The 24270-nt window shown below is 39.2% G+C and carries 14 protein-coding genes; 2 read left to right on the plus strand and 12 right to left on the minus strand.

What is annotated here, in order from left to right:
* Positions 1-27 precede the first annotated feature (27 nt).
* Positions 28-1152 carry an AI-2E family transporter gene (locus ACN9MR_RS11790; RefSeq protein WP_426329881.1) on the minus strand — a complete coding sequence of 375 codons (1125 nt, stop codon included), beginning with the start codon at positions 1150-1152 and terminating at the stop codon, positions 28-30.
* Between the two features lie 349 nt (positions 1153-1501).
* Here ACN9MR_RS11790 and mnmE point away from each other — a divergent pair, with 349 nt between their 5' ends.
* Both mnmE and ACN9MR_RS11800 read left to right on the plus strand, forming a co-directional pair.
* Positions 1502-2860 (plus strand): tRNA uridine-5-carboxymethylaminomethyl(34) synthesis GTPase MnmE, encoded by a 1359-nt coding sequence (mnmE, locus tag ACN9MR_RS11795; protein ID WP_426330225.1) that lies wholly within the window; start codon positions 1502-1504, stop codon positions 2858-2860.
* 528 nt (positions 2861-3388) lie between these two features.
* Positions 3389-6499: a metallophosphoesterase gene (locus ACN9MR_RS11800; protein WP_426329882.1), complete on the plus strand. Its 3111-nt coding sequence runs from the start codon at positions 3389-3391 to the stop codon at positions 6497-6499.
* A gap of 243 nt (positions 6500-6742) precedes the next feature.
* On the opposite strand, the gene ACN9MR_RS11805 is transcribed toward ACN9MR_RS11800, so the two are convergent.
* From ACN9MR_RS11805 to ACN9MR_RS11855, 11 genes are all read right to left on the minus strand, one after another.
* Positions 6743-7135, minus strand: coding sequence for a class I SAM-dependent methyltransferase (locus tag ACN9MR_RS11805; RefSeq protein WP_426329883.1), 393 nt, complete (start codon positions 7133-7135; stop codon positions 6743-6745).
* A 1216-nt stretch (positions 7136-8351) separates the two neighbouring features.
* Positions 8352-9500: a redoxin domain-containing protein gene (locus tag ACN9MR_RS11810; protein WP_426329884.1), complete on the minus strand. Its 1149-nt coding sequence runs from the start codon at positions 9498-9500 to the stop codon at positions 8352-8354.
* Between the two features lie 3 nt (positions 9501-9503).
* Complete coding sequence (locus ACN9MR_RS11815; RefSeq protein ID WP_426329885.1) at positions 9504-11144, minus strand: S41 family peptidase; 1641 nt, start codon at positions 11142-11144, stop codon at positions 9504-9506.
* A gap of 89 nt (positions 11145-11233) precedes the next feature.
* Complete coding sequence (locus ACN9MR_RS11820; protein WP_426329886.1) at positions 11234-13222, minus strand: TlpA family protein disulfide reductase; 1989 nt, start codon at positions 13220-13222, stop codon at positions 11234-11236.
* Between the two features lie 11 nt (positions 13223-13233).
* Entirely contained in the window at positions 13234-14604 is a 1371-nt protein-coding gene (locus ACN9MR_RS11825; protein ID WP_426329887.1) for a RagB/SusD family nutrient uptake outer membrane protein, read from the minus strand.
* Between the two features lie 5 nt (positions 14605-14609).
* A complete protein-coding gene (locus tag ACN9MR_RS11830) occupies positions 14610-18209 on the minus strand; it encodes a SusC/RagA family TonB-linked outer membrane protein (protein WP_426329888.1) in 3600 nt (1199 codons plus the stop codon).
* A gap of 140 nt (positions 18210-18349) precedes the next feature.
* Complete coding sequence (locus tag ACN9MR_RS11835) at positions 18350-19531, minus strand: FecR family protein (RefSeq protein WP_426329889.1); 1182 nt, start codon at positions 19529-19531, stop codon at positions 18350-18352.
* Between the two features lie 101 nt (positions 19532-19632).
* The gene (locus tag ACN9MR_RS11840; protein WP_426329890.1) at positions 19633-20211 is read right to left on the minus strand and encodes an RNA polymerase sigma factor; all 579 of its coding nucleotides are present in this window, start codon (positions 20209-20211) and stop codon (positions 19633-19635) included.
* A 397-nt stretch (positions 20212-20608) separates the two neighbouring features.
* A complete protein-coding gene (locus tag ACN9MR_RS11845) occupies positions 20609-22390 on the minus strand; it encodes a glycoside hydrolase family 9 protein (RefSeq protein WP_426329891.1) in 1782 nt (593 codons plus the stop codon).
* A gap of 4 nt (positions 22391-22394) precedes the next feature.
* Entirely contained in the window at positions 22395-22943 is a 549-nt protein-coding gene (locus tag ACN9MR_RS11850) for a hypothetical protein (protein ID WP_426329892.1), read from the minus strand.
* 207 nt (positions 22944-23150) lie between these two features.
* Complete coding sequence (locus tag ACN9MR_RS11855) at positions 23151-24263, minus strand: IPT/TIG domain-containing protein (protein WP_426329893.1); 1113 nt, start codon at positions 24261-24263, stop codon at positions 23151-23153.
* Positions 24264-24270 lie beyond the last annotated feature (7 nt).

Below are 24270 nucleotides of genomic sequence, written 5' to 3' on the forward strand. Positions count from 1 at the left end.
GCAGATTATACTGATTACCGCACAAGCTTATCCCTTTTCTATTCCAGTTTTAGTAGCCACTGGTTTTTTCTTCCTAAAGTTGGGAAAAGTCATCGGGCTTTTGGCCGGGCGCTCATCTCCAAGTAATACACCCCATTGTTTGAATGACTCTGTACGATCGAATACAATTTTGAGCACAGCCACAATAGGCAGCGCGAGGAACATCCCTGAAACCCCTGCTATACTGCCACCGATAAATACCCCAAGGATGGCAAACAAGGCATTGATTTTTACCTTAGAGCCCACAATACGTGGCATAAGTATGTTGTTATCTAAAAATTGAACAAATGCAATTACGCCTAAAACGGTAATTACCGGCCATAATTCTTGCGATGAAGTAAGCGTAAGCAGTACCCCTATCAAGTTACCGATTAAAGCACCCACGTAAGGGATCAGGTTTAAAATGGCAAAGATTACCCCGATTAATAAAGCGTGTTTTATACCGATTAACATCAATATTCCGCCTAATAAAATGGTCATATAGGTAATCTGGATCAACAGTCCAATTAAGTAGCTTTTAATGATCGATTCGGTTTCATAAATAGCTTCTTTCACTTTTGGATGATCATCTGTTTTAAACCACATGAAGATAAAGCGCAATAAAATGTCTTTATAAAAAAGCATCAGGTAAATATAAATGGGCAACAAACCGATAAATACAAAAATGCCACTTAATGTAACGGCAGCACCACCTGCAAGCGAGGTGCCCATGTTCATCAGATCGTCGCTTTTAGTTTGTATGAAGGCTTTTTGCTGTTTATCGTTGTAATGGGTAATACGGCTGATCCAATCGCTTAATGAATTGATATGCTGTGTTACGTTTGCTTTTATCTGCGGAAAATCCTTAACCAAAATGCCGATCTGGTTCGAAAAAAACCACACAATCAAGGCCACAAAGAGCGCTACCAATAGAATGGATAGAATAATGGACAAGGATTCTGGTATTTTTTTTCTTTTTAAAAAGCGATACACCGGTAGTAACATAATGCTGATAAAAAAGGCCATCAACATCGGCATGATAATGTCTCTTCCGATTACCATAACGGCAACAATGGCCATCAGACCCAATAATTCTATCGATCGTTTAACGGTCACGGGTAAATTGTTCGTCATAAAAAGCTTATTCTGATTTGAGGTTTATAACACAATTGTTATCTAAATGTTTTAAGTTACGAAAGTTAGCTGGGAGTTTTGGCCTGGCATTGATTAACCAATTTCAAAAATTAACCGATTAAACCAGTTTTAAATTGGACCCTTGAAGTTGGTAGCCAATTAACCAATTTTCCCTCCTCTATATATTATTCTGAGCGGAGTCGAAGGGCAGATAGTTGATTTGGAGTTGAGCATTTGGCGTCAGTTAATCTATTTAACTATTAACCGTTAACCAATGCTTAAAAAAATTTACTTCCCTTACACGATATACCCACAGATTAGCCTTATTTTTGCAGCTTTAATACCGCACATGAACAATCAAGATACCATTATTGCTTTATCTACTCCCTCAGGTTCCGGCGCCATTGGCGTGATCCGTTTATCTGGTCCGGAGGCTATCTCCCTTACCAATTCCGTATTTGCAGGAAAAGATTTAGAAAAGCAGGCTTCACATACTTTACATTTTGGCTTGGTTAAAGATGGCGATCATATTGTTGATGAAGTGGTGGCGGGTTTATTTGTTGCCCCAAAATCGTATACCAAAGAAAACGTGGTAGAAATTTCCTGTCATGGTTCTAACTACATTATCCAACAGATTATTAACCTGTTAATCAGCAAAGGTGCCCGTGCTGCCAAACCTGGCGAATTTACCTTGCGTGCCTTTTTAAACGGTGCTTTCGATCTAAGTCAGGCAGAAGCAGTAGCCGATTTAATTGCCTCAAATTCAAAGGCTTCGCATGATGTAGCCATGCAACAGATGCGCGGCGGTTTTGCCAACGAATTAAAGGATTTACGAGAACAATTGATCCATTTCGCTTCGATGATTGAGCTCGAACTCGATTTTGCAGAAGAGGATGTAGAGTTTGCCAACCGTGAGCAGTTGAAAAGCCTGGTAAATAAGATCAATTACGTTCTGCAACGCTTGATCTCCTCTTTCGAAATGGGAAATGTGATTAAAAACGGGGTTCCAATTGTTATAGCAGGTAAACCTAATGTAGGTAAATCTACCCTATTAAATGCCCTCCTGAACGAAGAACGTGCTATTGTTTCGGATATTGCCGGAACCACACGCGATACCATTGAAGATGAACTGACCATTGGTGGCATTGTTTTCCGTTTTATCGATACGGCCGGAATCCGCGATACAGCCGATATTATCGAAGCTTTAGGCGTAGAACGTACCCTGGAAAAAATGAAACAGGCCAAACTGATCATTTATATGGCCGATGCTGCTCAAAGCATTTCAGAAATTGAAGAGCAGATTCGGGGTTTGGCGCAATTGGCCATCCCCTATTTAATTTTAGTCAATAAAGCCGACCTCATGGCTGATGCGCAGCGTAAGGCTTTCGAAGCTTTAGATGTTGTTTTTATTTCTGCTAAAGAGAAACAGGGTATCGATGAATTAAAAACCACCTTACTGGAGCAGGTTAATTTGCATCATATTAATACCAGCGAAACCCTGGTGACGAATATCCGCCATGTAGAAGCTTTAAAACAAACCGAACATGCGCTGCAAAGGGTTTTGGCCAATGTAGATAATCCGGTTACATCAGATTTTTTAGCCATGGATATTAAACAGGCACTGCATTATCTTGGCGAAATTACAGGTACGGTGACTACCGATGATCTGTTGGAGAATATATTCACGAAGTTTTGTATCGGAAAGTAATTCATGTTTCTTATATTTTCTTTTATTTACATATAGCTTGTATATTAAGTATCCTAATCTCGAAGAATGTGTATCTGAATTAACAAAAGCAATTTATCTAACTGAAAGTAATATAGGGAAATTAGAAATTTTAATTTCTCAATATGAATTTCGATTACCAATGGCTTCTGCAATATTGTCTTTACTATATCCAAACAACTTTACAGTATGTGATTATAAAGTTTGTAATACGCCAAGTTTGTATAAAGGCATTGACGACATTAAAGGCTTAAAAAAATTCTCAATTAATAATTTGAGTTTGTTGAATCGGTTAGAAACTTAGAAGTTCACACTACTTCTCTAAGAGATTTAGATCGTCAATTGTGGGAGAAATCATTTTACAATCAATTAACTTCTGACTTGATTTGTAAATTCAATAAATAAATTTCGATTAGTAGAATAGTGTATTGAAAATTTAATTCAGGTATTTGTTAGTAACTTTCATTGTATAAGCGATCTATTCTTTTGATATTGAAAAAAAATAACGCTATGAATATTCTACACTTAACGGACTTCCATTTTAAAACATCATTACATAACGAATTTAAACAAGATGCGATTGTTGAGAATATTGTAAAACATATAAAAAAACAAAATCTATTAATTGATTACATTTTTTTTACAGGGGACTTAGTTTTTTCAGGCACTAAATCAAACGATTTCACAAATGCAGCTGAAGTTCTCATCAATAAATTATTATCAACCTTAAATATTCCGAAAGATAAATTTTTCATCTGCCCTGGGAATCATGATGTCGACAGAACCAAAGTTAGCCCAGCAATAGTCTCAAGAATTGATAATTTAAAAACAAATGAAGAATTGGAAGTATTCGTCAAGAAAAAAGATATTGATTACCAATCTAGTTTATTTCCACTGCAAAATTATGAACATTTCGCGAGACAGTATTTCACTACCACCAATAGATTTGATACTATAAGCTTCGGTTATTCAAGTCACATAAGAACACATTTAGGTAAAAGCGTTGGAGTTATATGCTTAAATACGGCATGGAGAGCCATAGGCGAATCGGATGAGGGTAATTTAATTGTACCTATTAGTTACCTTCAAGAAAGCTTAAAGTTGATTAACAAATGTGATATTAAGATTCTTTTACATCATCATCCAATATCTCAATTTAAGTCATATAACCAGTATGCTATTGAAGATTTAATTCATAATAATTTCAATGTGTCTTTCTCTGGACATTTACATAAAAACAATACTTCAGTATCGTATACTTCTAAAGATGGGATCTTAAAACTTGCATCAGCTGCAGCACTCGCAGATAATGATGGATCTAAAATTGGCTTCACAGTAGTAAATATAGATCTAGAATCTTTTAAAGTTAATGCCACTTGTTATAAATATGACACTCAAGATGAAGTATTTTATGATACAAACCCTCTAGAACTTCAGATTCCAATTGATTCTGAAAAAGCAAAACAAAATAAATTCAGACAAAGATTAAGGGCTTTATATAATGAAGAATTGGAAAATGCTGACGATCTTTTTCTTAAAGGAAAGAAAGATAAAGATAATAAAGGCTTTATTGATTTGTGGACTAGTCCTGTAATCAGTTCAAAGAGTGCAGAAGAGGTTAAAAAACAAAACTCAGTTAAAATAGTTGATGTTGAACAAATAATTAAGTCTAATGTTAACTTTTTAATAATGGGAAATGACAAATGTGGTAAAACCTCTTTGTTAAAAAAAATACAGCTAATTTGCTTAGAGGATTATAATCACTACGAGAGAATTCCTATTTATTTGGATTTTAAAAAAATTGAGAAAGAAGAGCATTTGGAAGGGAAGTTTGTAAAGGATTTAGCTTCATATTTTCAAGTTAACAAGGCGGCGGTTAAAGATATTATGGAGAATGAGACAGTTATGCTACTTATTGATAATATGGATTTTAGGGATGATGACAACATTAAATGGTTAGAAGGAATAGTAAAATCGTTCAGCTTAGCTCAAATTATAATTTGTACTGATCAGAATTCTGGATCTAAATACCAAGAACTAAAAATTAATACATATAGTGTTAAAACTCTTTATTTTCATAGTCTTAAACCCAAGCAGTTAAGAGAATTAGCTGATAAATTTTATGGCAGTTCAGAAATCAGTAAGGTTGAAGTAATAAATAGAATAAATCATATTTTTGGTATGTTGGCTATACCATTTAATTTTTGGAGTGTTTCATTATTTTTATGGGTTTTTAAAGATTCTAGAAAAGATATTACAAACGATGTTGATTTGGTAGACTTATATATTGAATCAATACTTGAGAGAGAGAAACTAATTAAAAACAAAGGAAGTTTCAGCTTCGAGAAGTACAAACAATATTTAGCACATCTTTCAAAATTTTTACTTGATAATAACGAAAATGCATATTCAGCAACAAGTGATGATATTTTAGAATTTACTGCGAAATACTTAGCTTCAAACCCACGTAATGATACTGATTCAGCAACAATTTGGTCATATATAACTGACAAGGGTATTATAAAAGAAGTTGAAAACAGAAGATATGCTTTTAGACTGAACGGTGTGTTTGAATATTTCTTAGCTCATTACTTAAAATTGGATAAGGAATTTCGAGAAATTGTTATTAATGACAATAATGTTTACTTAAGCTTCAAAAACGAACTAGAAATGTACGCTGGTTCAAATCGTGGCGATGAAGATTTTGTATTGAAGATTTTCAATAAAACAAAAGAAATATTTTCGGATATAAATCAAGCATATTTAACTGAAAATATCGACAACGCACTGAAACAGCTAGATACTGGAGAAATAGCATTACATCTTGAAAAAAACCATACAGATTTGATTAGGAGTGTTATGTCTAATGAACAGCTAGATGATATTGAAGAGGTTGAGGAAAGTATTTCAACCATTAGCATTCAAGATAATTGCGAAGTCAGATTAAAACGTTTTTTACCTATTGACCAAAATAATATTGTTTCCTTAGAGAATTCTCTCTACATATTAGGAAGGGTTTTTAAAAATGCAGATGATATAACAAGTACAGATCTCATTAATGAAATTTTCGACTATATCATTAATACTACAGTAAGTTGGGGATATAAACTTTTTCAATCATTTAATAGTGATAATTCAGGATTAAATGAAGAAAAAAATAAAATGGCAGCCTTAGTGAAATTGATGCGTCAAATGCTCCCAATTATTGTTCAGAGTAGAATTTCTGACATGATTGGTGCAAATAATTTGCAGGGGATAATTAAAGATAAGTTGCAAAAACTAAAAAATGGCAAAGAAGAAAGTCAATTTAAAAAATTCATACTGCTTTATACTTTAGCTGATATCGATTTATTGAAAAATCATGAATATATCAAACAAAGTATTTCAGATATAAAAATACCTGTACTTAGATATTCAATTTTAGTTAAGATTCTGTACTATTATAACTTTAGAACGCTTGAGTATTCACCATCCAATAAAGAAAAAATTTCTAAAACTTTACAAGGATATTTTGCTGAGGCCGGACCTAAATTTAACAGTAAATTGTATACAAAAGATTCTGTAAGTAAAACATTCCAAACTTTAGAAAAACTAAAAACTGTTAATGCTAAACTTAATTAGTAATTGACAAAAAAGAGAAAACAGCATGCATAATAAATAAGTTATGTTAATATTTATCCATGAATTCCTTGGAGGTTTACCACTATTTTTCGCATTCTTGTTGCTTATTTGTTGCTCGAGCGACTGAAATTTTTCCCAAAAAAATCATGGGTGAAATGATGTCGCTTATCGACACTTAACGACACTAAAAAACATTAAACAGCGCTAATAAGCCACTATTTGAGGGGAAATTACCGCTGATGTCTAGGCATCTATACGATCTGATCGCTCTTGCAGATGGTACAAAGGTCCATGAAGCATAACCAAGTGCTGGCTTGCATCAGGCAGTGGCAAATTGCGTGCTTCCGCAAGCAGGCACCGGAAGTAGAACCCTGTTCGTTTGGATCGCTTTTCTGCCTGTTGAATATGTGTTGGAACAGGATCAATAAGTGTAACGAAATGGCCGAGGCTGCTAAGCCACTGTGCATAATGACCAGTGCCTCCGCCTACATCTGTGATATGGCAGGGATGGTCAAGATAGCGGCTGATCAAAATCTTATTACGTTCAAACTCCAGCGGGCCAAGACCCATGGTAAGTCTGGTTTCTTCCTGCGTCTGAGCGTAGAAAGCTTGGATCGATGAATCGATAAGGTGCATATTGCTTGTTTAAATATGGACATAGGATTATTTGTCTGGCCTCCGCAGGTTGCCGGTTAATGGCACAAATACGCCGGGAGATATTTAAGCAACAATTATAATGGTTCTAAAATAAAACTTTAGTTTAACAATGTCAACTTAAAATTTGACCTATTGCCCTCAACGTAAGCGAGCAGCTTTCCGTAAATATGATTTGCCATATGGCCGTAATTAAAGGAACTTTACTGACATAGTTATATTTTTTTGAATACGCTTCCATAATTTTTGTTTTTTATTGAAAAAGGGTTATTTAAAAAAGGATTACTGTTTATTCCGGTATGTTTAAATCCATGCTCCAAACCTAGCGGCTTTGTAGCATTGACACTTCATTTTGAGCTAAAATGAGCTAAATTGGACCAATTAACACGAATAATGAGCTAAAATGTACCATTACAGTTGGCCCACGCCGCCACAGCCGGGCTACTTGTGGCAGCCAGCTTGAGGGCAACATGACCATAAGCGGTGTGCCGGATCGGCCAAAACAGGCATTGGCTTTACCTTTTAGGTAACCAAAAGGTAAAGAATAGGTAAGCCTGGGGTAACCCTGGGGTTAACTTGGTAGCAAGAAAGGGTAAACAACAGGTAAAGAAGGGGTAATAAGAAACAGTCCTTTTCGCTGGCTTTCCAGCTAGGGAGCCAGCAAATCTTTCAGGTAAAAACGATCGCTACCAGGTAGTTTTACAGGCTTTAATGTGCCGTATTTTACCTTAGGTTTTTGGGTGCTTTCGCTAATGTTCAGGTAACCTTTAACCTGTTGGCAGATAAGCTGCGCATTAGGGTCGCCAAAGAGATCAATAAAGGAAAATACTAGTTATTATTTATTTATTATGAAGCAAATATTATAAATTACCTGTACAATTACTTCATGTTATTGTTGGACCGATGTTCAACATCCCGCAATCCTCAGCCAAAAAGGATAACTTTATTTTTTAAGGTAAAAGGTGGCAGACAAAGATTGTTGAGGATTCCGGTCCCGGATAGTAAGGATCATAAGTACCACCACCGATCTGATAAGAGCAATAACCGTTATAAAAGAACTCAAGCCCGATACTTATTTACCACATAAACATGCCCTATATCTCCGCTACTGATCTTGCTGTACATCAACCGAAAGTATAAAAAAATGCAGGCGACATCCATCAACCTGCATTGTCATCATTAACTAACAAAATTTCTATTACTTAGACTTATTTTCATAAATCTCTTTTATTTTTGCTTCCAGTGCAGGGCCACGAAGTTCTTTAGCAACAATTTTCCCGCTTGGATCAATTAAAAAATTCATAGGAATAGCTTTCACCTCATATTGGGCTGCTGCTGCGTTTTCCCATCCTTTCAAATCGCCAACCTGTTTCCAGGTTAATTTATCGTCGGCAATTGCTTTAATCCATTTAGCCTTATCAGCTGCTTTATCAAGCGAAACACCCAAAATTTCAAATCCCTTTGATTTATATTGCTCATAAACCTTAACTAAGTTTGGATTCTCCCTACGGCATGGCGCGCACCATGAAGCCCAGAAATCGACTAAAACATATTTTCCGCGGTAATCAGAAAGTTTAACCATTTTACCATCAACATCGGGTTGGGCAAAATCCTGAGCTTCTACACCTTCTTGAGTTTTTTTGAAGGTAGCGATGCGTAAGCCAACCTCTTTACCAAAATATGAATCCCTTAATTTTGGAGTGATGGTGAGATAAATTTTTTCCATTTCCACGGCGTCGAAACCTGGTGCCAGCGTAGAATTTAAAGCCATCAGCGACATGAAGCTATCCGGATTTTTCTTCACATAACCGATCTTCGCATCAAAAATCTCCTTTTCTATCACTTTTGCTCTGTTTTCCAGTTCTAAAACATAGGTTCTGTCCTGTTTTTTTGCTTCAGGCTGGTCGGTATATTCCTGGTTCAGGGCTTGCAGCTTTGCATAAATGGGGCGCAATAGTGCGTCAACACTTCTACTTTCATCGGTTAAGGTTGAGCCTTTGATGGTAGCTGTTTTAATGGAATCTTTTCCGGTAATGGTAATATTTTCGTTCCCTAAAATGATGGGCATACCATCAATTTTAATCCTTCGTCCGGGTGTATCAATGGAATTGTCATGCTTTAAGCGAAGCGTAGCTTCCATAGGTGAAGGAACCGAACCTTTAAACGAGAAAACCCCGTTAATGAGTTCTGCTGAATCCAATTTTTCCTTTCCTTCTAATTTAATTAAGAGAAAGGCTTTTGCTGGTTTGCCCAACTTCCCGATCTGGCCTTTTATTACATATCCTGTTTGTGCAGCGGTAACAAAAGCGCTTAGCACTAATGTTGCTGCTAATAATGTTCTTTTCATGATTTATAGGTTATTTTTTTTTGTGCTTTTGGATGAAGATGATGTATTCGTTAAAGATTTAGCTTCCAGGAACTGGTTGTAAATCTTTTGGTTATTTAAGATATTAAGTGCTGTACCAAAGGCAGTACTGGCCTCGTTTCTGACGCGAAGCGCATAACCTTTACCGAGATAGCACATATCGGCCATCTCTGCCTTCAATTCTACAGCAATGGTTTTTCTTGCTATCTGATCAGTTACTGACGGCAGTTTAATCCCCTGCTTAATGGCGCTGGTCATGATCTGATCAATCATTCGCTCGTCTACTTTAAAGGATTGATTAAAAGCGTCAAAATCTGCATATTTATCTGTTAGGCTTTTTCGATTTTCTTGTACGTAACTAAAAGCTGCCTGGGTTACCCTTCCACTGTTCATCAATTTATTTAACCATCCGCTGTATAGCGCCGTATCAATTGGTATGAACTTATCAGGCATAATTCCGCCGCCGCCATAAACGGTTCTTTTATTGATAAGGGTGGTATGTTTTAAAGAATCCGGAAAGTTGATGTGTCCGCCCTGGGTGAGTTCCCCAGAGGCCATACGCCTGTTAAAATCTTCAAAGTAATCCGTTTTACCTTTAGCATAAGGTTTTTGGATCGATCTGCCCGATGGGGTATAATAGCGTGCTGCCGTTAATCTGATTACTGAGCCATCACTCAGTTCAAGGCCTTTTTGCATTAAACCTTTACCAAAACTTCTTCTGCCTATTACCACTGCCCTATCCCAATCCTGTAAAGCACCGGTTAGTATTTCGCTGGATGATGCTGTTGATTCATCGATCAAAACCACCAGATCACCTGTCATGAACTGGCCAAAGCCACCGGTTAGATAATTGTCTTTTACGCCGGAGTTGGTTACTGAATAGAAAACCAGTTTATCCTGTGGCAGGAATTCATCGGCTACACCAATAGCTGCTTCAACAAGTCCACCACCGTTAGATTGTAAATCCAGAATTAATTTGGTCATACCCAAAGCCTTTAACTTCTTTAGCGCCGCATCCATTTCCCTTCTGGTCGACTGACTAAAAACAGCCAATGAAATATAGCCTACATTTTTACTTACCATGTAACTGGTATTGATAGAGAGTTCGGCAATTTGTTCCCTCATCACATTAAATTCAAGCGGTGTAGGCTGCAACTTGCGGATAACGCCTAACTTAACGGCCTTTCCTTTTTCGCCCCGCAGCATCCGCATCACGTCTTGGTTTTTCAAGTTCTTACCAAAAATAGAGGCACCGTCAACCGTATTAATCCGGTCGCCTACCTGCAAACCTGCCCTTGCTGCCGGTCCATCAGGATTGATACCAGTTATAAAGGTACTATCGGCCACCATTGCAAATGAAATACCGATGCCGGCAAAACTGCCGGTCATTTGCTCATTCATGGCTTCTACTTCTTCACGGCTGATGTAACTGGAATGTGGATCGAGGCTGCTTAACATCGCTTTGATGGCCGCATCGACAACCTGTTCGTCATTTACCGGATCTACATAATTATCCTGAATGAGTTTAAGTGCATCCTGCAATTTTATTTTTGGATTCATTTGTGCCTGAGCAGACGCGATAATAAAAAAAGCGAATAAACAGGACACTATGGTATTTTTTTTCATCTGTATAAATTTGTTTTCAATAGTGATGAAGCTATCAGATTTATTCATCCCACGATATGGTTTGAAAAATCATGATGGTTTCATTTGATTTATTTTTCTGCCCTTAATATTTCTATTGCTGTCGACAACTCGTCTCTTAACTGGCTTGGACTACCTGAATAACCCTCTGAACTGTACCGAACCAAGCCATTTTTAATAATAATCTTACGGGGAATCGCCGATGACTTGAACAATGGCGTCAGGCTTCTAAATACCTGATCCTGTTCGCCCTTCGCTCCTACCGCATCATGCAAAAGATTGAAACGGTAATTATTATCCTGTATATACTTAACAGACTTCGTTTTATAATCACCAAACTGCATGGTACCGATCATGTATATGGCAACTTTCGGATCTTTCGCATACTGGTCAACCAGAAGTTGCATACCCGGGAAAGCTTCAATGCATGGTCTGCACCATGTTGCCCAGAAGTCGATCACCACAATCTGATTCGCCCAATCTTTAGAACTCACCATTTTGCCATCGGCATTTTCCAAACTAAATGGAATGAGTGGGTAGTTGACCATATTCGCCATTACATGTGCCCTCATTTCATTTTTCTTATCTGATGGCGTTAAACCAGCAAGATACTGCTCATAGCCATCTTCCTTACCGCCATGCTCGCTTTTATAAAGTTCCTTAAGTTTGGTAAACATGATTGGTGTTACTGCATTGGCGGCTACACTGGATTCTAATACTGGCTTAATTGCTTTAGTATCGTTCAGTTTTTCCAAAATGTTTACATGCATCTCATTTAAATCCGCATTTCCGATAGACCCTTTTTCCGATAAATATTTGAAGTATTGGTTCGCTGCTGCATAATCACCCTGGGCATTTGCAAGGGAGATGTGCGTAAATAAACGATCATCCATTTGATTATCTGCATTTTGCTGTGCTTTATCCACGTCATTACCAAAATCGACTAAATAGGATTTATCCTTTTGTCTTTCAAGTAAATAAGGAATAATAGTGCTGCTAAATTTATAGAGCAATTTCTGATCGCCTCTCCCCGACATTTGCCCCCGGGTGATATTCCAGCGGTAGATCTCGTTGGCAGTTTTAAAATCAATATCCTTAAAGAGCCCTAAAAATTTTTCATTTAGCCCGCCGTCAAAGTATTGTGTTGCCAGGTTTCTGAAAATAGTATAGTAAATAAATGACTGGGCGTCTGGCGACTTCTTCCATTCTAGATATGGAAAAGCCTTGAGAAAATCTTCAGCACCTGTTTCGAAATCCTTTCCGGATTTTCCTTCAGTATTTTTTCTGAAGGCTAAAAACCTGGCTGTGCTGCTTTTAGGGTAATCTTTAAAAATAAGTGATTCTACAGCTGCTGAACCATTTTCATTTTTCAACTTTTCGTAATAGCGTTGTGCCTGGGCCAAAAACTGCTCGCTAAGTTTCCCATTTTTTAGCTCGCCCTTTAACAGGTTATCGGCCATTAAACTGAACTCAGAAGCGGGCATAGTGAGCTGCTTAAGTTCTAAATAATTGAACAAAAGTGATCTTGGTATGCGTTTAGAAATGTTTTCCTCCTTTTGCAGCAAAGAGTCAATCATCTTTTGATCCCTGGAAGGACTGACGAAGCTGTTCAACATCAAATTGCCGGCTATGCCTGCCCTCAAACCGGCTTCTGCCAAATAGGTACCCGGAACTAGTTGCCCCTTCGTATTTAAAACCTGATGGTAATAACCTTTACCGTTCTGATTGTCAGACGCTTCAGGATTCTGAATATCACCCTGATAAAATTTTAAAGCGATAAATACGGCATGATCCGGAAGTTGATAGTTTCCTGACCATATATCGTTCTTTTTCTCTAACTGAACCGGAACAGTGCTCCATTTGCTACCACTGTATACCGCCGCGAGTGCTTTTGGCTGGTCACTAAATTCGAGGTCGCCACCTTTCGGTTGGTATTGAAAGCTGATTTTCTGGTTTTCGTGTAGTACTCCCGGCTGCCAGGTTAACGTTTGTGCAGCTAACTGCTGCCCAAAAAAAGGGCAAAGCAGTAGCATACATTTTTTAAAAAAATGTTTTCTCATGGGTTGATTTTCTATCTAGGGTTTTGCTGCAATTCGGGGTTCAACAGAATGTATTTATCTCCGATAGGATACAGGTAAAGATTGCTATTGGGTTGTAAAGTGTAATTGGTTCCCTTGAAACTGCGGTTCTTTGTTACAGCGAAATCGGTGTCAAGATTCAGACGTTTCTGATCAAACCAGCGCATACCTGTTCCAAAGAATTCTTTCCTTTTCTCTTCAACAACTATACGAAGTGCATCACTGGCATTTGCTGCTGTTAATGGAACATAATTGGCCGTTGTAAAACGTTTGATCCTTAGAGTGTTTGCGATTTTCATGGCATCTTCAGTTTTTCCAGCCCTGGCCAAACACTCTGCTTTAATCAGCATTATCTCGGGCACAGTCAGACCGTTGTTAATTACAAATTCATTAATCAGGTATTTGGTGGATGCCCTTCCGGTGAAGGAAGTGCTAAACTGGTTGCCGAAACGGGTTCTTACGTCAGTGAAAAGTTTATAGCGTAAATCTGTTGTTCCTAATGAAGCAAGTAAATCACTGCTTAGGGAAGTAGCAGGATAAGCCACACCAGAAATTTTGGAAAACATGATCTCAGGATTTAACAATCTTACCGGAATGGTTCCAGGTGAATTTTCGTAGGTTTTCAAATCGAGTAAGCCACTTTGCAAGGTCAGGGCGCTATCCGCATACAATGCTGCATTGTCAAAATCGCGCATATTTAAATACGTTTTGGCAAATATGGCATAACTTGATACTTTCGCCGGGCGTACATTATACTCCGCAACAGCAGGCAAACGACTTATCGATGTCCTTAAATCATTTAATATCTGTTTATAAACATCTCCAACAGGGGCTCTGTCGAGCTTAGTGTATAAATTTGGGTTGGTAAGCAGCGGAACCCCTAAATCTGTTGATGCGGTGGCCGCATTATATTGCTTTCCATACATATTCACCAGTACCAGATAAGTATAAGCCCGGTGTACCAGGGCCTCAGCATAAATCCGCTGTTTCTCCGCTTCCGTTCCGTCCTGAGAAGTTAAAACACCGTCCAAAACCTGGTTGCATACATAAATAGTTTTATACAGCTTATCCCAATCAGCGTCGCTTTGGCTTTCAGAAGTATATTTTGGCGCCCAGGTGTATACATTGCCCAAAATATCCCCAAGGGCGTTTTGCCTTGTCGCATCTGTGATCTCTATATCATCACCTGACAGAATCGGGTAAGAATAAGTCCCTTCCAGCACACCATTATTATTCATGGTATTCCTGAAATCGGAAGTATATTTTAGTGTTCTGATTGAAAGCTGATCAATCTCCACATATTTTCTGCAGCTTGCCAAAGTAATTGCTAAGGCAAACAATATAATTGAATATTTATTTTTCATGTTGATTACAGCGTTGCATTAATTCCAAAAACATAACTTGGCGTAGGTGTTACGCTACCAAAATTTCCTGTATTTATAAATTCAGGATCTATACCATCTTTGTTTGCGCGCCAAACAATTCCCAGGTTTCTTACATTTGCCGATAGTGACAAAGATTTCACAAAGTTGTGGGGCAGGAAGCGCTGCGGAACGATGTAAGCAAGAGAAATCTGTTGTAAACGGATATTATCTGCATTTCTAACCAATGCATCTGAAAAGCGGTAGCGGTTAATGCTGTTAAAGTTTACGCCTGTTATCCCTGGAACATCAGTAAAAGCCTCATCACCTGGTTTCCGCCAGCGATCAGCCAGTTCTCCCTGTCTTCCCAAAACGCCATTGTAGGCAAAATCTGCACTTGTTGGATAATTGGTTACGGCATTTTTTAAGAAAACATGCCCAAAATAGCCTACAAATCTTAATCCTAGCTCTAACTGACCATATCTGAAATTATGGTTAAAACCAGTGGTGTAAGGCGCGTACCTATTTCCCACGTAAACCAAATCTTCTTTTGTAAAGGCAGTGGTGAGGTTAGTCGTGTTATTGATGATATTATTATTGCGATCGTAAATTTGTGATTGGCCTTTGTTATCCAATCCCGCCCAGCGGTAAACATAAAGTGAGCCTAATGGCATACCTTCTATGGTGGTTAATGCTCCGGCGATATTACTGGCATTGTTTACATAACGTTGATCTGTAACCGTATTGGTGGTATAGCCAAAATTTAAAATTGATTTCCAGCTGAATCTTCCTGCTCTTATCAATTCGCCATTTAGGGAGAATTCATAACCATGTCCACTCAAAGTTCCGCTGTTGAACGATAAGTTAGACCATCCGTAGGTGGCATTATAAGCGAAGGGTGCCATAATACCCACTGTTCTTTTCGTATATACATCAACACTTCCATTTAACCTTCCTTTTAAAATGCCAAAGTCGATACCTAGGTTAGCCATTTTTGTGGTTTCCCAACCCAAATCCGAATTGGCCGGAGTTTCGATATTAGCCACAGGCTGGCCAGTTCTGATATCGGTACCAGAAACATTAATGATGGGTACATTTGTACCTGCCTGAGGTACCACTCCACTGGTTCCTAAAGTTGCACGAACACTAAATGCATCTAACCAATTTAAATCCTGGAAAAATTCTTCTTTATTAGCATTCCATCTTAAGCCAACCGACCAAAATGGCCTGGCTCTCTTACTCCTATCCAGTCCCAATAAAGTATAATCGTCAAAACGTACACTACCAGTAACGAAGTATTTATCCTGGTAACTGTATGATGCATTACTATAATACGATAAATATCGCTTACGGTAAGCAGTCAAACTGCTTAAATTCGCACCCAACGATTGAGTATAGCCGTACATGGTTGGATACTGTTGTGTAGGGTTAACAGTTGCAATTGTACGCGTATCTGCATTGTAACCATATCTGGTTTCAGATGTACCATCAGAATTGGTTTCTCTAATTTCGGCACCAGCAATGGCATTGAACTGGTGTTTACCAGCAATCGTAAAATCTGAATTTAACTGCCCGCGCAACGACATTTCTGATGAAGTAGTCCCATAAGTGATGTAACGCCCGCCATAGAGAAATGTATTTATGGCTTTACTATTAGGGGGGGTATATGTATTTACCAGTATCCTTCCTGCATAGCTATTCAAGTCATCAAGCGTATAAGAGCTACCGAACTGACGTTGATTAGATATCGAAACATCAGCATTTAGCCATTTCGCAATTTTACCATTTAAACCAGCACTCATTCTGAGTACATTATTTTTGGCGATAGAATTTGAATAATTTAATTCATCGAGTGTATTGTAGGTAAAGGGTAAATAACCCTGCCCTACCATTTTATTGGCTAAAACATCGGTAATGATAATATTTCTGCCAATGCTGTTGCCATTTTCATCCTGCAATAAATCATAAGGGCGTAATGCCGTAGTGCTTACTGATAGTGCATTCACTGCGGCAGCATTGTATTGTGATTTAGAATATTGATAGTTAAACAGCGCCCTTAAAGTTATTTTTTTATTAAAAAAATCGGTCGAAGTATTGGCATTTACAAAAGCATTTTCACCATAATTGCTTTTAAATATTGGGTTATCCTTGGTATAATTTCCAGAAATGTAATAAGTACTGTTTTCAGAACCGCCTGAATAAGAAAGGTTGTATTGGTGGTTAGTAGCATTCTGAAGTAAATATTTTTCGATCTGTGCCATGCCATCTCTCGATGCAATTTCAGCTAATGCTGCATCACGCTGTGCAGCAGTGGCAGTACCGCGTTTAACCCTAAACATCCATTCTGTGGCCTCACTATTGTTTGGGGTATAAATTTCATTTCCTGGCGATGCTGCTAAAGGATCAACCAGCAGCCCTTTATCAACCATTTCCCTTTCCAGATCAATGTATTGCGCACTATTCATCCAGTGCAGATCGGCAATAGAAGGATTTTTAGATATACCAAAAAGATAGCTTACGTTTAGTGAAGGCGCAATTTTTTTACCTTTTTTGGTCTCAATAACGATTACCCCATTTGCCGCTCTTGAGCCCCAAATAGAGGTAGCAGAGGCATCTTTTAAGAAGGTAATCTGCTCAATATCAGCCATATTCACACTACTGATTACAGAATTACCAAAAGTATTACCACCTACAGGTTTGGTAAGGGTGGCTAAATCGCTTGGATTCATCAGCGGAAACCCATCAAGAACAATTAAAGGAATTCCACTGCCTGCTCCATAATTATTTACCCCTCTAATTTGTACACTATTGCCCTTGATATCGAACTTCACGCCCGCTACCTGCCCTTCCAGGCGTTCCATAATGTTTACTGCCGGGTTAGCGGCCAGCTCTTTACCGGTAATGACCGAATAAGCACCTGCAGCACGCTCCTTGCTTATTTTTTGATATCCGTTTGAGAGTACCGACACTTCATCCAGTGCGGCTGAAGACTGTCGGAGTGTGATATAATAAATAACCGTCTTCCTGTCGACGAAAATCTCCTCGCCCTTAAAGCCCAGAAAACTAATTTGCAGAACATAACCATTGGCAGGCACATCATTAATCACTAAGTCTCCGTTTTTGTCGGTGGTGTACATCTTATTGATTGTTTTGTTATAAACATTCGCTCCGGGAAGTGGCCTGCCTGAGGAATCCCTTACTGTAACCTTTACATCAACAACCTTAATAATATCAACCAGTTTATCAGTCACAGTCTTTTCTTTAATTACAATGGTTTTACCATCCAGCGAAAAAGTAAGGGCCTGGTTATTTAATGATTTTTGAATAGCCTCGAATACACTAACCTGATTTATATTGATAGAAACAGGTTTAGCATCCAGAATAATACTGAGGTCATAAATAATATCGTAACCACTCTGTTTGCGTATCTCTTTCAGCACACGTTCCAATGGCGCATTTTTTTCAACAATGGAAACTTTTTGTGCCATTGTTGATGCACTGATTTGCATGAACGTAAACAGAAGAATCGCAGCAGATAGTCGCATAACGAGTAGCAGTTTTCGGAGCTGCCGGTTAAGCAACCCGAGTGAAGTAAAATTTTTATACATTTGTTTGTTTGGTTATTGCATCCGGCCCGGGCTTCGAAATCAGGACCTTATGCGGTTATTAGTTGATTAATTATAGTCGACTACCAAATTATCCAGGAGTGCCGCCAAGCACTTCTGGTTTTTTTTGGCATCTTTTTTCTTTATTTAGAAACGATTACCCTCCTTCCTTCAAGTTTAAAATGCACTTTTCCTGTCAGTTGAATATGATTGAGCACTTCTGAAATACTGGTACTTCTTGACATCCAACCACCAAGCGTTAGGTTTTCCGGTGCGCTTTTATCATAAACTACCTCAACATCATACCATCGGGCTACCTTGCGCATGGCACTGCGTAAATCCTCTCTAAACACAAATTCACCATTTTTCCAGGCAACTGCCATTTCAGTATCTGCTGGTTGTATCTGCATATTCTGATTACTAAGTTTTGCCTGCTGCCCCGGTTTCAACAAAGCAGTTTTGCCATCGTTGAGAACAATGTTTACGCTTCCTTCCAGCAATGTGCTTTTTACATCAGGTTCATCTGCATAAGCATTGATATTAAAATGCGTTCCTAAAACCTCCAATTTTTCGACTTGATTATTGCCTTTTACGACTGATACCAAAAAAGGCACCCTTCCCTTGGCTGTTTCCAAGTGGGCAACCTCAAAATAGCCTTCACCTGTCAGAATTACGCTTCGGCTGCTTTTAGGAAAGATTGTTGGATATTTCAGTGATGACCGGGCATTTAGCCACACCTTTGACCCATCCGGCAGCACAACGGCATATTGTCCTCCAACTGGCGTACTGATTGTATTGAAGCCTCCATGCTTAGCTTTGGTATTTGTGATTTTATAAACCAAAGTGCCGTCGGTTGCTCTTGTAATTTCAATTCCTGCTTCGGTAGCAACTTTCCCTGTAAGCTCGTTATTTAAATCGATTGCCCTACCATTTGATAAGGTAAGAATAGCCTTATCGGTGCCAGCGGGCAGATCATGTTGTTTGGCAATTACAAATCGATCATTGGCTTTATTATTATTTTTGAGCAGTAAATAACTAACTCCGGCAATTAGTAAAATGCTGGCCGCGATTCCGATTGAAATGAAAGTTTTGTACGGACTGCCAATTTTTTTAACATTCACCTGTTCTTCCCCTGAATCGGAAGTCCCGTCGAGAATTTTAGTCCAGAGCTTTGCCGCTAACTTTTCATAGTCTACCTGCGGTTCGGCTGTACTACTCTCTTCAGCTTTTAACAAATACCAGGTTTCTAACCTGGCCCTTTGTTTAACCGAAAGTTTATCATCTAAGTAGTTTCTAATAAATTGTCTTGCGTTAAAATTGCTCATGCTTATTATAGGGAGTATAATAGTAAGACAGGCAGCTTAAGGCAATGTTGTATTCAATATTAAAAATAAATTAAGTTTTTATTAAAAAAATAAAAAAAGGGCTATAAGGAGATGAAGAAGAAAGGCAAATTATTGCCAAATTTAGTCCGTAAAGTAGATATTGCCTTATTCATCTGAGTTTTCACTGTAAGCTCAGATATATTCATCACGCCAGCAATTTCCTTATATGATAAGTTTTGTTTGCGCTTCAACTCGAAAACTTCACGCATCCGTGGGGGTAACTTTTCAATTTCTTCCTCGATTAATTTGGATAATATGCGTTCCCTGATGCGATGATCAGTAATTTCCTGGGCCTGGTCGAGAAAGCTGCCAAGATCTACTAAGTAGGCATGATGAACCTGATTTTTACTAAAAAAATTTAGGATTGCATTTCTTGTAGCCATATAAAGATAGGCACCGATTGAAATATCGGTCTGTAACGATGGTGCCCTTTGCCAAAGTTTTGTAAATACTTCCTGAACAACATCCTCGCTTTCATGCTCTTCTTTGAGCATCCTGTAAGCGTGTTTATATAATATAGGCCAGTACCTGCTGTAAATTTCAGAAAAAGCCATATTATCCCTTTCTATCAATAGCGAAACTAATTTACTATCATCATATATGGAATAATCTGGAATCATCAACAAGTAAAAATAGAACTTATTACCGATATTTAAAAATGGACGTTTTTGGGCTCAGCTTTCAAATTTCTTAACATTCAGGGGTAAGGTGGTCAAGCTATAAGATGTTTATTTTTCCATCATTAACCTGGTCAATAATGCCGGCAGAGCATGTTAAATATACCGCGCAGATTCCTAAATATGAGGGGGGGGGCTAACTCCTTAGGCAACCGCTCAAATAACCAGGAATAATCTTTTAAAACCCTGAAATCTTGCTAGCAGGCTCCAATAACCTGAAGAGGATGTTTCTCTTCAGGTTACGTCCTGGAAAGCACGTGCTAAGATGTAATTATTATTGGAACCTTTAAAATCTGATCGATTTATCTTCCGGGTAAAAGATCAGTTTTCGGCCATTTTTTTACTGCCGATTATTTGAACCGTCACTTTCTTTTGTTTGTAAACACTCCAGTGCATTTGCAACATATACCAATGGAGCGTTCCAATTGATTGCTATCTCATTACTTGCATAAGAAGCAACATCATCGAGGTACGACAGTTCCGGTTCCACAGCTCCATATTTTAGTCCATCCTGTTTTCCCGAATTGGGGCCACCGACCAACATACCAGGAATCGGATTTATAACACCATCAGCGAAAGAAATGCGGTGATGTGGATTCATCGGTGATTTGGTACCAATACCGGTAACAAAAGAATAACCAGTTGCATTTCTTCCCAGAATATAATCCAGATTACCCACAGCAGCATTCAGATAATCCTTGTTTTGTGTGAATAAATAAGCATTAATAAGCAAGACAGCCTGATTCATGGCAACCGAATTACTTCCCCATACAAAATCCGACAGTGCGCTGCCCATTACTGCGCCATAGGCACCCGCCTTGCCCGTCAACAGATAACGGTCTGCAATGGAAAGCACTTTTTTCTTCAAAATACTCGTGATGCTGCTGTAACTTTCCGGGAGTTTATCATGACACCTGATCATGGAATAATACCCTAAAATGCCTACGTAACTCCAGCTTGGCAAATTTACCTTTGCATTCAGGCGCGCAAAGAAAGCATCATAATATTCTGATCCGCCGGTAGTAATCAGGAGCTCAGCAGCTGCCCAGCTCCATTCGTCTTCAAAATCTTTGTCTCCATAAGCACCTGTAGTAACTTTCAGATCAGATGTCTTGTTCATCAGCTCCTGATCGTAAGCCAGATTTGGGTTTTTAAGGGCCCAATTCCAGGCCAGAACTGCGGCAGCACGGCAACTGTCTGCCAGGCCGGGGTACTGCCGTGGAAAATCCTTTAAAATCCTGGATGCCTGAGCGGCGACAGCAACAAGGTTTAACGTTGCTGCCGTACCTTTCGCCACAACATATCGGGGTGCCGTAGCCTGTGCAGGCATAATCATTGCATCGAAACCGAGATTTGTACATTTATTATAAACACCGCCGTCATATGGATCCTGCATTTTCAGCATCCAGCGTAAATTGTAGATGGCCTCGGTCAATATATCCGGCACGCCATTCTTCGCATTTGGAAGCTTCGCTTTCAGGCCAAGGAAATAGTTAGGAAAATCCTCGTAAGCCGATAATAAAGTAGCGGTAGAAATTCCGCTGTTAACCATGTACTTATTGTAATCGCCCGCATCGTACCAACCTCCCGTTACATTAATCCTGCTTCCTGTAGCCCTGTTTTTAGTGGCGGCAGAAGGGTGAATCAATACTGCGGTATCCGGGTGTCCCGAAGCGCGGTACCATTTACCCGCATAATCTTTATCCAAGGCCGAAGAAGCGCGCTGGTAATAGAAAGCTTTCAAGCTTGCCAGCGCAAGGTCCTGATGCACACTGTCTGCAATCTTAAAAACCGGCGAGTCGCCAACGCCTGGAATCCGGACCAAATACGTTCCAGATTTTTGGAAACCGCTGAAATCTGCTATTCTGGTCTTAATTCCAGAATAGCCTGTGCTTCTCCATCCGGATAGCGACCCGGTAAATACCGACTTTCCCGCTGGCATCGCAATCAGCTCAAAGCCATCGCCTTTAGCATCTTTGGTGATCACGGCACTTTTATTCAAACCTGGATAAAAGCCTGACTGATCTAAAAATATTACCGGAAGCCCGACCTTTTGGGCCTGGGCTTTCGGTAGCCCTATAATGATGAGCATGAGAAGCGCAACGTAAAATAAGGATTTCATAAGGTTATAAATATTTCTCATACTCGGCCTGACTGATTACTTTGAGGCTAACATCATCAACGAACATAGTGCCCGATACATAACCCAATGCAAATAAGAGTTTGATGCTTGTAGCACCTGGCGGAACAATATACGCACGTTCATAAAGCTTCCAGTCCTGATCGCCGGTAGCTGAAGCAATATTAATCCCTTCGCCGATTTTGGCTTCGCCCTTACCCAGCATTTCAAAAAGGAAGAGTGCACCGTTCCAATCTTCCTTTCCGGTACCTACGTCATCTACCTTGATCTTTGCCGACATCAAAATATATTGAGTATTTTTGGGAAGCGCAACAATCTGGTGCATGCCTGTCCATTTAGAAGGATCGCTGGAGAATAAAGCGCTGCTCATTTTTCCGCTGCTGAAAATATAAGGCGTTGCCTTTGCAGAATAGTCTACCCATCCCCTGAGTTCATCTTCGAAGCCTCCATTGGTCACCAGGTTTTTTTGCGCCATACTGCAGTAATTAACGGTTAGCATCAGAATGCCAACAGCCAGATATTTTATCCTGTTCATGATTGTAATTTTATTTCTAACAGACCAACAAGGGGCTGTCTCATAAATCAATTTATCTTTGAGTCTGGTCACGTTGAGCTTGTCGAAACGTCCTAAGTGACTTTTCTACAAGTCCTCCTACAGGCCCTCATCGGAGTCCTTTAGACAGGATAACATTCGTATTGATGAGACAGCCTCTTTTCATTAAATTATTTTTAACAGCAAGGATTAATATACTCCGATATCATCCAGGAAAATTGTTTCCGGTGCATTACCACTCAACTCCTGAAAGCCAATCCAGTTGAGACTGGTTGGTTTACCCGGTTGGCTGGCATTTTGGAAACGCTCCAAAGGCACAACATAGGTGGTCCATTTACCGGCATGCAATACAATGCTCACCTGCCGGTTATCGAAGTCATTCAATCCGATCTTTACTACTTTACCTTCAGTTCCGGTTGTTCCATATATAGAGAATTTAACATAAGTTTTATCACTCAGGTCTACCGGAACATTGCTACCTACAGCATATCCGGCATAATTACCGGTGTAAGTGAGTTTGATGGAGTGGTTGCCTCTTTTAACCATCTCTGTGTTACTTACGTCTCCACTGGCACCGCCAAAATTGAAATCGTAACCAGCTGTGATCTGATCGTCGTAAAACAAATGTCTGAATCCAAATGGTAATAGTATCGGCACTGCTGTTCCATCGTAAGATACATAGGGGCCAGTACCAGTACCGCCCGGGGTAGTGACACTTACGGCACCCAGTGCCCCGCTAGGTACGGTTACCTTTAATTCTGTACTTTTTGAGGAAACCACCCTGGCTTCAACCGTACCGAATTTAACGCCGGTTACCTGATCGAAACGCAAGCCGGTAATGGTAATCTCATCTCCTGCATTTCCGGCAAACTGGCTCAATTCTGTAATTACGGGAGGTGGTTGTTTGATACTAAAATCAAAGCTTACCGTTCCAGATGTGTTGGTAAGTATTAATTTACCGGTTTGATTGATCCAGGAAGCCGTAGCAGGGATCATCACCACGATACTGTGGTCGCTAAACAGTGCCGTATTTAAGTAGGCTGGTGTACCGTTAAACTCCACTTTGTTGGTACTCTTCAGGTTTTGCCCTTCGATTACATAAGTTACGCCGACATCGCCTGAGGTGACCGTAGAATCTAAAGCCGTTGGTTGATCAACTCCCGGCTTCACCAAAGTACGCACCCTGGTGATAACTGGCATACCTTGTCCCTCTTCCTCCTTTTTGCAGGAGGTTATCAACATCAGCATGAAAAATAGTCCTGTCAAACAAATGACGATGGGGTTTTTATATATGATTTTCATAATAACG

The sequence above is a fragment of the Pedobacter sp. R-06 genome (assembly GCF_049913135.1).
In the GTDB taxonomy this organism is placed as follows: domain Bacteria; phylum Bacteroidota; class Bacteroidia; order Sphingobacteriales; family Sphingobacteriaceae; genus Pedobacter.

Excerpts from the sequence above, each read along its gene's own strand:
- ACN9MR_RS11790 (WP_426329881.1), bottom strand. The coding sequence starts at position 1,152 with ATGACGAACAATTTACCCGTGACCGTTAAACGATCGATAGAATTATTG.
- mnmE (WP_426330225.1), top strand. The coding sequence starts at position 1,502 with ATGAACAATCAAGATACCATTATTGCTTTATCTACTCCCTCAGGTTCC.
- ACN9MR_RS11800 (WP_426329882.1), top strand. The coding sequence starts at position 3,389 with ATGAATATTCTACACTTAACGGACTTCCATTTTAAAACATCATTACAT.
- ACN9MR_RS11805 (WP_426329883.1), bottom strand. The coding sequence starts at position 7,135 with ATGCACCTTATCGATTCATCGATCCAAGCTTTCTACGCTCAGACGCAG.
- ACN9MR_RS11810 (WP_426329884.1), bottom strand. The coding sequence starts at position 9,500 with ATGAAAAGAACATTATTAGCAGCAACATTAGTGCTAAGCGCTTTTGTT.
- ACN9MR_RS11815 (WP_426329885.1), bottom strand. The coding sequence starts at position 11,144 with ATGAAAAAAAATACCATAGTGTCCTGTTTATTCGCTTTTTTTATTATC.
- ACN9MR_RS11820 (WP_426329886.1), bottom strand. The coding sequence starts at position 13,222 with ATGAGAAAACATTTTTTTAAAAAATGTATGCTACTGCTTTGCCCTTTT.
- ACN9MR_RS11825 (WP_426329887.1), bottom strand. The coding sequence starts at position 14,604 with ATGAAAAATAAATATTCAATTATATTGTTTGCCTTAGCAATTACTTTG.
- ACN9MR_RS11830 (WP_426329888.1), bottom strand. The coding sequence starts at position 18,209 with ATGTATAAAAATTTTACTTCACTCGGGTTGCTTAACCGGCAGCTCCGA.
- ACN9MR_RS11835 (WP_426329889.1), bottom strand. The coding sequence starts at position 19,531 with ATGAGCAATTTTAACGCAAGACAATTTATTAGAAACTACTTAGATGAT.
- ACN9MR_RS11840 (WP_426329890.1), bottom strand. The coding sequence starts at position 20,211 with ATGATTCCAGATTATTCCATATATGATGATAGTAAATTAGTTTCGCTA.
- ACN9MR_RS11845 (WP_426329891.1), bottom strand. The coding sequence starts at position 22,390 with ATGAAATCCTTATTTTACGTTGCGCTTCTCATGCTCATCATTATAGGG.
- ACN9MR_RS11850 (WP_426329892.1), bottom strand. The coding sequence starts at position 22,943 with ATGAACAGGATAAAATATCTGGCTGTTGGCATTCTGATGCTAACCGTT.
- ACN9MR_RS11855 (WP_426329893.1), bottom strand. The coding sequence starts at position 24,263 with ATGAAAATCATATATAAAAACCCCATCGTCATTTGTTTGACAGGACTA.